Consider the following 10807-nt stretch of genomic DNA (forward strand, 5'->3'; position numbering starts at 1 on the left):
TAGGAGTATGTTAAAACGAAATGATGGAAAATAAGTCCCTAAATCTGTTTAAACAATATACGGACGCCTACGATTATCAATTCATTGTTTCCTTTAAAGGTCGTCTATCGCAGGAAGTTCTGACTGAATTCGGTTCGATGATCCGAACGTCTCTAAGTACGGAATCGAAAATTAAAAAAATCTTCGCGGTTTTTATAGAACTCGCTCAAAACATGTTACACTATTCTGCGGAAAGAAAGGCTCTCGAAGACGGAAGGGAAAGCGGAGTCGGCATCATTCGAGTCGATGAAAAATCGATTGGCTATAATGTTTCCGCCGGAAATCTTGTACTAAATGAAAAAATAGAATCGTTGAAAACTAAATGCGAGAAAATCAATTCGATGTCAAGGGATGAGTTAAAAATTTATTACCAACGACAGTTACGCTCGAACAGACCCGAAGACAGCAAAGGTGCGGGAGTCGGTTTGATCGATATTGCGAGGAAGTCGGACGGGCCTCTTTCTTACGATATCGCGCCGGTGGACGATAAATATTCGTTCTTTACACTTTCTGCATACTTTACGAAGGAAAATTGAGAATGGAATCTCTACATATACAACAGACCAAAACCTCTCCCGAAGTTATCTTGGATACGGAACACGGATCGGTCGAAATTATCGGCGAATCTTATCCTGAAAATGCGATCGCATTTTACAAACCCGTATTCGATTGGCTGAATGCCGCGATGAATTCCAAATCGCAGATCCAAGTAAAATTTCAGTTGGATTATTTCAATACGAGTTCGTCTAAAGTTATCATGGACATTTTGGATTCTCTTCAGAAATACCACGATCAAAGCGGCAAGGTTAAGATACTCTGGTTATACAAAGAGGACGACGACGATATGCAGGAAACGGGAGAGGAATTTTCATCCGATCTTTCCCTTCCGTTCGAACTTAAATCCTACAAATAAAACGGCCCGGTATTAGAACTTTTCATGGAACCCGCTTCGACCCAAAAGGACTTCAATTCGTTTTTCGAAAACGAATTCCAATTGTTAAACGAAGTCAACGGAACCCTGGATAAGAAAGATTCCCTCGAAAAAGAGGAACTTTTCCAAGAGCTGAGTAAACTCGGAGACGCCTACGAGTCCCTTCTAAAACAATCCTCCAAACTCATGAAAATCGGGGATTCCACTCAAAACCGTTTGATGAAAGTTCAGACGGAACTTCAGGATTCCAATCAAAGACTCGTCTCTTCCTATCAGAACTTAAAACAACTGAGCGAGATCGGACAGATGATCACCGCCAGTCTCGAACCTAAGATCATACTGACTTCCGTTTATGAAAACACGAAGTCCATGATTTCTATGGATATTCTCGCGTTCGGAATCATCGAAGAAGGAAAAAACGAAATCAAATATAAGTTCAGTCTGATCGAAGGACGTTACACTCCCGCTCCTTCGGTGGATTCTCTTACCGAAGACAACCCTTCGTCTTTTTGTTATCATAACAATCGGGAACTGATTACGAACGATCTCGAAAAGGATTTTCCCCGATATGTTTCCGCCATTCAGAAACATTTCGGCGAAAAGACCAAGTCGGCCGTCTATCTTTCCTTAAAAGTCGAAGAAAGATTCATCGGAATTCTTACGATCCAAAGTTATAGTAAGAACGCATTCAACGAAAACCAACTCAGCATTTTAAGAACCCTCGCCAATTACGTCGCTATCGGCGTGGATAACGCGGACGCATACAAAAACCTTTCCAAAAGAAACCGCGAACTCAAAGACTCTTTAGAAAAAATTAATATTCTAAACATCGGTTTGGAGAAGGAAAGACAAAAGTCGGAAAGTCTTTTGCTCAACATCCTTCCCAAGTCGACCGCCGAAAGATTAAAAGCGGGCGAAGTTGTGATCGCGGATTATATCAAAAAGTCCACGGTTTTATTCGCCGACATAGTCGGTTTTTCCAAACTTTCCACCCAAATCCCGACGCCAAATCTACTCGTGGAAATTCTGAATCAGATTTTCACTTGTTTCGACGACATTGCGAGCAAATACCAACTCGAAAAGATCAAAACCATCGGAGATTGTTATATGATGGCGGGCGGAATTCCGATCGCAACCGAGGACCACGCGGAAAAAATCGCGTTAGCCGCAATCGATATGATTTCCGGTCTTAAGGATCTTCAAAAATCCTGGAAATACGAGTTCAATATTCGAATTGGAATCCATACGGGAGACGTCGTCGCCGGTGTGATCGGTAAGAATAAATTCGTTTACGATCTTTGGGGCGATTCCGTAAACACCGCTTCCAGAATGGAATCGCACGGCGAACCCGGTAAAATCCATTGTTCCGAAGCGGTTTACGAATCTCTTAAAGACTTATTCGTATTTGAAGACCGGGGTATTATCGAGGTCAAAGGGAAAGGCCCGATGCGAACTTTTTTTCTTTTGGGTAATCAGTAAGTCCGTTCGTTTACCGGCGCGTTTGTCGTTCGATACAACTTTTTATAGAACGCGACCCCTCTAAGAACGTTTAACCGAGAGCTTTGATTACGTCTGCGGGCGCCTGCACGAGTTCCACAAGCACACCTTCGGACGAGTACGGAAATTCTTCGTTTCCTTTCGGATGAATAAAACATACCTCGTATCCGGCGGCGCCCTTGCGAATTCCACCCGGTGTAAAACGAACTCCTTTTGCGGTCAGCCATTCCACGGCTTTGTGAATGTCGTCCACCCAAAGTCCGATATGATTGAGTTTCGGTTCGTGAACCTTCGGACTTTTATTCGCATCGATCGGTTGCATAATATCGACCTCGACCGCATACGCGCCCTTTCCGATTCTGAGTATGTCCTCGTCTACGTTTTCTTTTTCACTTTGAAACGTTCCGGTTTTTTCAAGCCCCAAAATATCCACCCAAAAAGTTTCGAGTTTCTTTTTGTCTTCGCCGCCAACGGCAACTTGTTGAATTCCTAATATTCTAAAAGGTCTCATGATTCTCCTTCCAACTGAGTCGATTGAATCTTCATCCAAAAAATTCCTTTCCTTCGGATTGGCAACTTCAATCTTTCGAACGATGCGCAGCGGGAGAACAACGAAAATCCGACATTGGAAGCGGATCCTTTTATTTAACGTGAATTCGGGATAACAAAGTTTGGGCGAAGAGCATATTCGCTCCCAGCCATAACCGACCCACAAGTTGGCTTCAAGTGGCGAGGGTTCAGAGGTCGGCGATTTTACAGAATAGAAAAATTATACTTTGATAAAGTCCAATGACTCTGTTGGGAAAGGTCACTCTGATTTCTCCTAAGAAACAATTAGGATGAATTTACGGGGTTGATTATAACACCGGTAGTTGTAATCGCCGAGAATCCGGAGCCGACTAACATACGCGCACTTCCTGCGTCCCATGCATTCGGCATAATGAAAGTACCCCGCTCGTGCAAACTGCGGAAGGTTTCAGCTTTTTTACTTTGTGATGTAGCCGTCGGATTTTCAATATCGCGATGACGAAGTTAGACGAAGGCTGATTATCACAATTCAAATTCCTTTAATTTTGCAAAATACCAAGGAACGGGTTCACAACCGTTTTTTTCATCATTTGCATATTCAATAAGTTTTTCCCAATGTTCCTCATTTTTAATCAATCCAAAATCATTAAATTCAACTTTAAATTCCTTCTTGAACACGCCTTCCAAATCGTGACATTGAAACGAATGAAAGCTCCCCGACATTTCGACGCCAATTAAATCAAACCCCACTATTTTTCCGAGTTCGGATTCAATCTCTTCCTGCCTAATTATTTTTCTTATGCCGATTTCTCCGCATTGAGGACTATCCGGATTAAAATCTTCAATTAGTTTTTTCGCCTCTGATTCGGGTAAATACATTCCAAGTAAATGTATTCGATTCAGATGTGCGAAAAAGGTATTCTTATATTCTCTTGCAGCTTCTTTAGAACTAAAAACTTCGATATATTGTGTTTGCCCTTCGATGTCTTTCAAATCGGTCCAACTTTGAATTTCATTAACGGTTTGAGAATCAATCGTGAATGATTGACAAGCATTCATTATGTCTTCCTTACTGCAAGTCCAGGAACGAGCGAAATTATCCATTAAGCTACTATTTAAACAAGTACTACATGTATAAATTTCTCTATTTACTAATGAACCAAAGTTTATTTTTTTTAATTGAATCAGGTAATAACCGAGTAAGTGATATTTCATAATTTAACTAATAATTTACGGACTTCCGTCTAACTAAGTTTAGACGATTCATACAATTTTGGAAATGCGGAAACACTCCAATTTTATAAAATTCTAAACTTGCAACTCTGTTGGAATCAAGAACAACTTGCACTCCCTGCCGAATGATCCGTAGAGAATGAGACGCCTATTTCAATAAATCGGTCTTAGAAGTAAGTGAAACGCTCTCTACGGATCGTGTTACTGAGTCGTTCATCTTTGCTTCGCAAAGAACCTTCGTTCACGCTTCGCTAACTCCGGCTATCTCACTCACTATGAGTCGTTCGATAATTTCCGATTTGAGGGAAATGATCCGAAACGGTCCAAAGAACCGCCTTCTGATCCACCTTGTATCCGGATTGTTTTAAATTGGAAGAATAAAAGATATAATCGATCGTCCGATCCGGTTTGCCGATCGCGGGATCGTTTGTATAATACGTGTAATATTTTTCTCTTTCAGGTCCATTCAAAATATTGAATGGAACGGCGGAACTCCATCGATCAAAGAGAGGTTTGATTTCCTGTTCGTCCGAATAAAAGAAAGCGCCGTTAGGATGCATGGCCTTTCGATCGAAACCGGGGGGAAGTAAATTAAAATCCCCGCCCAGTACCCAGTAGTGACCGGCAAGATCCAATTCTTTTAAAAGCCCTGTAATCGTCTCCACCTGTCTGTGCATCGTGTCCGTTCCTTGGGAGAATGCGTCGAGATGGGTATTCAGCACCGTGAACTTATCTCCTCCATCGATCGGAAAATCGTTCTGAAGAATCGCCCTTTTCAAATTAAACTGGGTTGAAATCGGATCCGCGGGTATAAGAGGTAAGGAATGTCGGATCCCGTCCGAAATTTTATATTTACTGATTGTCGCGAGTTTCATTCCCACACTTCCCCAAATTTTAGGATGCGGAACAAAAAGGGATTTCCAGTAAAAGGTTTCGCTTCTACACACATACGAAGATCCGATTTGCGAAAGAACTCTTTCCAATTGATCTTCTCCAAACGTATTCTTAGCTCCGTCATGAAGCTCCTGCAAAAGAATCACATCCGGATCTTCCGAACGAATATAGTCCGTTACTTTTTTGAGAGTCTCTTCGATTTCCTCTCTGGAAGGTCCGAGATCCGGACCGTCGCCGTTCGGTAAGTCGTACCAAAAAACTCTTTTTTTACCGGCGAGATATTGAACGTTCCACACCAAAACTTTGATCTTAAAATCCGCTTTTAAGATCGGAGCGCTTTCGTCACAGACAACGTCGGCGGGTTGTTCCTGATCCGGATGATATGTAATCGAGTAGATCAAAATCAAAAAGGATCCGAAAAGAATCCCGAATATAGCCGCAATTTTTCTCAACCAACCCATCGTTATCTCCTAAGAAACTTTCTAAACGGAAAATATATGTTTCAAAGAGAATACAAGTCGGGATAGAAAAGCGAGTGTAAAGGATTTTCTTTTTGAAGGGCTAAAATAAAACTGGCGAGAGAGAGCTTAAGATGAAAATATTCTCTACGATTCTATTCTTTCTTTTCCTAATACAAACATCCGCCTATTCCGAGGAACTCGAACTTAAAATCCGCATCAAAAACGGAACCACGGGTAAGGACGGCAACATAGAATCGCTTCGGATTATCGCCCTTCAACAAGGGATGATTCCTATCCGGGAAATCGGACCTTCCAAGGGTTCTTTTGTCGTATCGAAACTCACCGTTTCGGACGGGACTCCGATTCTTCTTCAGGCCAATTACGCGGGCGTCAATTACAATAAGATGGTTCCTCCGGTACCCGTTCTTCGTTCCGGCGTTCAGGAAATCGTAGTCTACGAAAAGACCCGAGAAAAATCCCTCGTGAGAACTAGATCCGCCATGCAAGTTTCCAGAGGCAGGGACTTCCTGAAAGTATTTAAGATTTATCTAATATCAAACAATACGATTCCCCCTAAAAGTTATCAGGACGAACAAAATCCTTTCGAAATTTTCGTTCCTTCCGAAGCGACCGAAGTAGTCGGCCAACTGACTCAGGGAGAATCCAGAATGGCGATCCCTCTTCAACTGAAGGACGGACCGAACGGAAAAATATTGGAAAGGGCGATTCTTCCCGGAAGTTCTGAATTACAAATTTCTTATACGATTCCCGCGAGTAATCTTTCCACGGTAACGTTTAAAGATAGGATGTTCGCCGAAAAAGGGGAAGGTTTTAGAGCCGTTTTTTCAAAACCCCAGGACATGGAAATTTCCTTTATCGGCGCCTCCAAACAGGAAAGAATTCAGGAAGACGTACCTTCCGACATGAAGGCGTTTAAGATCGGTTATCCTTCCCCTAAATACGAGATTTCCATTTCGGTCTCGGGTGGGGCGCCGGTAGCGGATATGGAAACGGAAAAGGTCAATCGGAAAATAGAAAACGGAACCTGGTTTCCGACAACGGAACGTTCTCTTATAGGATTGGTGGCTATATTAGGATTTCTTTTTACTCTTTCTTTTATTTTCGTTTTTAGAAAAAATCCATAGTTTGTTTCAAAACGATATTTTGATTTAACGTGAGTTCGGCGGTTGAAATCTGGGCGAATCAGAAATGTCTTTGCCTGAAATACGTTGACCTTTTTTTTCGACTGAAAAAAGGAAAAATGAACACTTAGTTGAGCTCAGAGGACTTTAAACCTAAAACATAAACGGGGGAGAATCCGCCGCCCGGTGTTCTAAAATTTGTAGTTTGACCTTGATACAAACGCGCGGATAAAAGTAGGATCTCCTCTTTGTAAACATAAATCCTTAGATCCATTTTATAAGGAACCTTTTCTCCATCCTTGAGAAGAATTCGTTCCGAAGGCAAAATCATTTCTTGAAAGATATTCTCCCCTTTCAAAATTTCCTGAAAGGTTCCTTTGGTGAGTTTGTCTCCGCGGTACACGGCCTTACTTCCATAACCCGAAGCGGGTTTAAAAAAGAATTTTTTTCTTTCGGACCAAAGTTGTTCGGAATTCATATCTCCGACAAAACCGGTAAAAGGAATCGATTGAGACAAAATCATTCGATCTTCTTCTTCGATCCCTGCGTTTTGTAGGAACTCCTCATTCTTCCATAAAATCAGATTTGTCTTCTTTGCATAGAGTTCGTAATCGATCGGGTTCGGAGTTACGACCACATTCTCCCGTTCCCAAGCGGAACGAATCTTTTCGTTCTGCGAATCGGAAAGATAAAAATCGGTGAGACGATTGTATATAAGATCGATCTTTCTACCTGCAAAGGAAATAGAACCGTTCGAAGCGGATTTTAAGGATTCAGGAGAAACGATTTCACAGTCAATTCCGTGTTTCAAAAATAAGGAACGGAACAAAAGAAATTCAGGATAAAGAAACTGATCCGTAGGATTTTTATCCACGATCACGATGAACTTCGGCAGGTTTTCTTTTCCTGCAGACTTCCATTCTTCCAGGAACGTTTGAAAGAATCGGGTTTCCAGTTCTTCAATCTCTTCCTGTTTGGGTAAAATGCCTTTCACTTCAGGACAACATTCTTTCTGAGCTTCTACGAGTTTCATTTGCAGAAACGCACCGCCCGCGTTCGTGTTGATCTCGATCAACTTCGGTCCTGAATCAGTGAGATGAAAATCGAAACTTAAAAAAACTCCGCCTTCGGAAAAACGACTTTTCAGTCGTTCGGGAAATTCTTTGAGAAGTTCGTTTCTTACTTTTTCATACTTAAGAATTTTCTGAATTACCGAAATTGTCTTTTTCATCGAATCCAAATCATGCGGATCGAGAAAGGAAGCGCTCGGAGAAAAGAAACGATCGGATAAAGAATCTAAATCCAACGTCTCTGCGCCGGGTGTTTCTAAAATTTTAGAATAAAACGTCTTTTCCAGCGCACTCTTTTCTAAAGTAACACACTGACATTCACGGTTGAGTAGTTTTGAAATCGTAGTCATCGTTATTATTCCGTAAAATTTTCATCGTTATCCGTAATCTTTTCCGCCTAGGAATTCAGATTTAACTTTTTTATAAACTCTTCCGAATAGGTTCGAATCATGCCTCTTACGTTTCTAAATTCATTCATCACTTTCGTCTCGTCCCCAACCGCCTTTGCGGGATCGGGAAAGTTATGATGAAAACGAATCGCCTTGGAAGGTAAGTAAGGACAGTTTTCTTTTGCATGATCGCATACGGTAAGAATATAAGAAAAATCTAAATTACGATATTCGTCTATATGGTTGGAAGTGTGTTTTGAAATGTCGATCCCCACTTCCTTCATCACCTGAATCGCTTTTGGATTTACTCCGTGAGTTTCAATTCCGGCGCTGTAAATATGAGCGCGGTTTCCCGCATAAAAACGGAGCCAGCCTTCCGCGATCTGACTTCGGCAACTATTTCCGGTACAGAGAACGAGTATGTTTGGAGTTTCCATCAGCGACAATTTTCCCTTGAATTCTGCGAAACCTTGAACGCAGTCTTTTTAGATTTTATTTTAGACGATCCGTTGAATATAAAATTGCGGAAACTGAATCATTTCAGACTAAACTTAAAGATCGTCAATTTTTCCAACTTCAAAAAAACTAACAGATTGTGTTTACACCGCGTCCCAAAACTTTATTATACTTTATCAGAAAGATCAAGCAGCAATAACCCATCCCCATCGAACGCCCCTTAGGAAGTGAGGTACTGAGTTTCTCGCGATGCGATCCATAGAATGCAGTGCCATTGAGTTTCTTTTGGGATAGATTATAAAGAAAAATCCATTCTTTGAACCTAATATTAACGTGAGTTCGGCCTAAGGAGCGAGAAAGAACTGGCAATTGTCTTTAGATTTCAAATTCAGAGACGGTTTTTTTGGGAAAAAAGAATATGCAACTAAACCGCTTAAAAGATTAACAGCCCAATTGAAAAAGCTGCGATGTCTGGTATGTTGAATCTGGCATATATTTTTAAGCTCATCATTAACCGATTCGATGATAGCTCTTTTTCTTAAAAGAATTTTGTCGACTAAGGGCATTAATTTATTCTTCATATTCTTTTTTAATTTTGTAATGAGTTGAATTCCTTTTTCATAAAGACTTTCAAAAAGAGATTGGCTAATGTAACCTCTATCTCCGAAAAGTTTACCGAAAATATTTTTAGAAAGTGGGAAAATTACTTTGGAGTTTCTGTCGTCGACATTTCCAGGAGTAAACATAAATGATAATAATTCACCGCGATCATTTACGATTAAATGCAATTTAAAGCCATAGAACCAGCCTGTGCTCGATTTTCCTCGCTGTGCAATATTTTTAAATACTTTATGAGAATGAATTCTTCGATTGTCACATACTTTGAGAATCGTAGAATCGATGAATGAAATTCCGGAACATTTTTCCAGGCAAGAATTCGATAGAAACGAAGCTATGACGCCTAACGCATTGGGCATCAATTCAACAAAACGATTGTAACTTACTGCTTTTGGAAATTCGGATTTCATATTCTTTTTTATTTCTATCAAATAAAAATTCTTAAATTCTCTGTAATGAGAAAGATGAAAGTAAACTACGATCGTTGCTACTTCACTCAGGCTGAGCTGTAATTTCCGATTTCTTTTTCGAACAACAGAACTCAATTTTTTTCCGTACCAGTTTATTTTTTGGTGTGTACAAAAATCATCTATTGCACAATATATTGTTGTCAGATCCATATTTTACCCTCTTTTTGCTGAAGATTCGGTTTAATATGCGATCTGGCGCTTTTGAGTACAAGTTTTTTACTCTTTTTTCTCCTTACGTCGAACTCACGTTAATATTAACGTGAGTTCGGTATAACAAATGCGAAAGCGATTGTAGTGGAAATTCCGAAGGAATTGGAACGAAAACGAACAACTCAGCGTCTCGCTTCTACGGTCGCTCGACGGGTCGCGAGCCCATTTTAGCTATGAAATTCGCGAGCTGCGGAGCGACCCATCGGGAGCGAACGCATTGAGTTTCTTATTCGCCCAAGATTTCTTACGTCGAACTCACGTTAATATTAAAAAATTTAAAGGTGATCTAGGCGGTCTTTATAGATATCGAATTGGAAAATATCGATGATTCTATAATTCGGTTCGCGCACATTACATTCAATAATTATGTTCTACTCGTATGATTTTAAAGTCGTCCGTCTTTTTCAAAGATCGAAAGGAATCTTTTTGTTTTAAGATTTCCAAAATTTCATTCATTGCAATTGCGTATGCGGTCGTTTTTTGAGTTTCATCATCTGCATCGTAGTGTCCTTCATATAGATCGTCGTCGAAAGGACCTTGATAAAATCCTTCTTCGTCTTGAATGCTCAGATCTCCAAAATCCGCAAAACCCTGATACTTCCAATCTCCGGTATTGTATTTCATTTCATCGATCTTTTCTTTCGTATCGTATTGTTTCGGCCATCTTGTAGAATATTCTTTCAAAGATCCTTCAAAACGTTCGAGTGAATTGAGACAAAGCAAACTTGTGTCGATTGCAAACGCGTAAAACGTTTCGTCTTGGTATACTTTGGAGAATTTTTCGATCTGTTCGATCGCGAAGTCGGCCAATTTCCTTGTATCAAACATGGAACCATCCTGCTTTAGTTCTGTTGTTTTCTACAAGCGGG

11 protein-coding genes and 1 pseudogene are annotated in these 10807 nt (G+C 40.6%); 4 read left to right on the forward strand and 8 right to left on the reverse strand.

Annotated elements, in window-relative coordinates; translation table 11 throughout:
* Positions 1-20: 20 nt before the first annotated feature.
* From LEP1GSC060_RS08410 to LEP1GSC060_RS08420, 3 genes are read left to right on the forward strand one after another with little or no spacing between them, the layout of a single operon-like run.
* Complete coding sequence (locus LEP1GSC060_RS08410; RefSeq protein WP_003001088.1) at positions 21-575, forward strand: SiaB family protein kinase; 555 nt, start codon at positions 21-23, stop codon at positions 573-575.
* A 2-nt stretch (positions 576-577) separates the two neighbouring features.
* Complete coding sequence (locus LEP1GSC060_RS08415; protein ID WP_003000817.1) at positions 578-952, forward strand: DUF1987 domain-containing protein; 375 nt, start codon at positions 578-580, stop codon at positions 950-952.
* 24 nt (positions 953-976) lie between these two features.
* Positions 977-2449, forward strand: coding sequence for an adenylate/guanylate cyclase domain-containing protein (locus LEP1GSC060_RS08420; RefSeq protein WP_003001149.1), 1473 nt, complete (start codon positions 977-979; stop codon positions 2447-2449).
* A gap of 70 nt (positions 2450-2519) precedes the next feature.
* On the opposite strand, the gene LEP1GSC060_RS08425 is transcribed toward LEP1GSC060_RS08420, so the two are convergent.
* The 4 genes and pseudogenes from LEP1GSC060_RS08425 to LEP1GSC060_RS08435 all read right to left on the reverse strand — a co-directional run bounded on the left by LEP1GSC060_RS08425 (position 2520) and on the right by LEP1GSC060_RS08435 (position 5583).
* Positions 2520-2978: a VOC family protein gene (locus LEP1GSC060_RS08425; RefSeq protein ID WP_003000764.1), complete on the reverse strand. Its 459-nt coding sequence runs from the start codon at positions 2976-2978 to the stop codon at positions 2520-2522.
* A gap of 356 nt (positions 2979-3334) precedes the next feature.
* Positions 3335-3484 (reverse strand): annotated as a pseudogene (locus LEP1GSC060_RS19395) (isocitrate lyase/phosphoenolpyruvate mutase family protein); the annotation flags it as partial.
* A gap of 33 nt (positions 3485-3517) precedes the next feature.
* A complete protein-coding gene (locus tag LEP1GSC060_RS08430; protein ID WP_036095859.1) occupies positions 3518-4210 on the reverse strand; it encodes a hypothetical protein in 693 nt (230 codons plus the stop codon).
* Positions 4211-4494: 284 nt separating this feature from the next.
* A complete protein-coding gene (locus LEP1GSC060_RS08435) occupies positions 4495-5583 on the reverse strand; it encodes an endonuclease/exonuclease/phosphatase family protein (RefSeq protein WP_003001014.1) in 1089 nt (362 codons plus the stop codon).
* Positions 5584-5714: 131 nt separating this feature from the next.
* Here LEP1GSC060_RS08435 and LEP1GSC060_RS08440 point away from each other — a divergent pair, with 131 nt between their 5' ends.
* Positions 5715-6728 (forward strand): hypothetical protein, encoded by a 1014-nt coding sequence (locus LEP1GSC060_RS08440; RefSeq protein WP_003001276.1) that lies wholly within the window; start codon positions 5715-5717, stop codon positions 6726-6728.
* A 124-nt stretch (positions 6729-6852) separates the two neighbouring features.
* On the opposite strand, the gene LEP1GSC060_RS08445 is transcribed toward LEP1GSC060_RS08440, so the two are convergent.
* The 4 genes from LEP1GSC060_RS08445 to LEP1GSC060_RS08460 all read right to left on the reverse strand — a co-directional run bounded on the left by LEP1GSC060_RS08445 (position 6853) and on the right by LEP1GSC060_RS08460 (position 10766).
* Positions 6853-8145 (reverse strand): hypothetical protein, encoded by a 1293-nt coding sequence (locus LEP1GSC060_RS08445; protein WP_003001171.1) that lies wholly within the window; start codon positions 8143-8145, stop codon positions 6853-6855.
* A gap of 47 nt (positions 8146-8192) precedes the next feature.
* Positions 8193-8621 (reverse strand): arsenate reductase ArsC, encoded by a 429-nt coding sequence (locus tag LEP1GSC060_RS08450; protein WP_003001203.1) that lies wholly within the window; start codon positions 8619-8621, stop codon positions 8193-8195.
* Between the two features lie 363 nt (positions 8622-8984).
* On the reverse strand, positions 8985-9878 hold the full coding sequence (locus tag LEP1GSC060_RS08455) for an IS982 family transposase (RefSeq protein WP_036095861.1): 894 nt from the start codon (positions 9876-9878) through the stop codon (positions 8985-8987).
* Between the two features lie 417 nt (positions 9879-10295).
* Positions 10296-10766 carry a DUF4303 domain-containing protein gene (locus LEP1GSC060_RS08460; RefSeq protein ID WP_003000787.1) on the reverse strand — a complete coding sequence of 157 codons (471 nt, stop codon included), beginning with the start codon at positions 10764-10766 and terminating at the stop codon, positions 10296-10298.
* Positions 10767-10807 lie beyond the last annotated feature (41 nt).

Origin of the sequence: Leptospira weilii serovar Ranarum str. ICFT (assembly GCF_000332415.1) — a bacterium.
Lineage (GTDB): Bacteria > Spirochaetota > Leptospiria > Leptospirales > Leptospiraceae > Leptospira > Leptospira weilii_A.

Bases quoted from the DNA above. Each gene is read 5' to 3' on its own strand.
- LEP1GSC060_RS08410 (WP_003001088.1), top strand. From the start codon at position 21: ATGATGGAAAATAAGTCCCTAAATCTGTTTAAACAATATACGGACGCC.
- LEP1GSC060_RS08415 (WP_003000817.1), top strand. From the start codon at position 578: ATGGAATCTCTACATATACAACAGACCAAAACCTCTCCCGAAGTTATC.
- LEP1GSC060_RS08420 (WP_003001149.1), top strand. From the start codon at position 977: ATGGAACCCGCTTCGACCCAAAAGGACTTCAATTCGTTTTTCGAAAAC.
- LEP1GSC060_RS08425 (WP_003000764.1), bottom strand. From the start codon at position 2,978: ATGAGACCTTTTAGAATATTAGGAATTCAACAAGTTGCCGTTGGCGGC.
- LEP1GSC060_RS08430 (WP_036095859.1), bottom strand. From the start codon at position 4,210: ATGAAATATCACTTACTCGGTTATTACCTGATTCAATTAAAAAAAATA.
- LEP1GSC060_RS08435 (WP_003001014.1), bottom strand. From the start codon at position 5,583: ATGGGTTGGTTGAGAAAAATTGCGGCTATATTCGGGATTCTTTTCGGA.
- LEP1GSC060_RS08440 (WP_003001276.1), top strand. From the start codon at position 5,715: ATGAAAATATTCTCTACGATTCTATTCTTTCTTTTCCTAATACAAACA.
- LEP1GSC060_RS08445 (WP_003001171.1), bottom strand. From the start codon at position 8,145: ATGACTACGATTTCAAAACTACTCAACCGTGAATGTCAGTGTGTTACT.
- LEP1GSC060_RS08450 (WP_003001203.1), bottom strand. From the start codon at position 8,621: ATGGAAACTCCAAACATACTCGTTCTCTGTACCGGAAATAGTTGCCGA.
- LEP1GSC060_RS08455 (WP_036095861.1), bottom strand. From the start codon at position 9,878: ATGGATCTGACAACAATATATTGTGCAATAGATGATTTTTGTACACAC.
- LEP1GSC060_RS08460 (WP_003000787.1), bottom strand. From the start codon at position 10,766: ATGTTTGATACAAGGAAATTGGCCGACTTCGCGATCGAACAGATCGAA.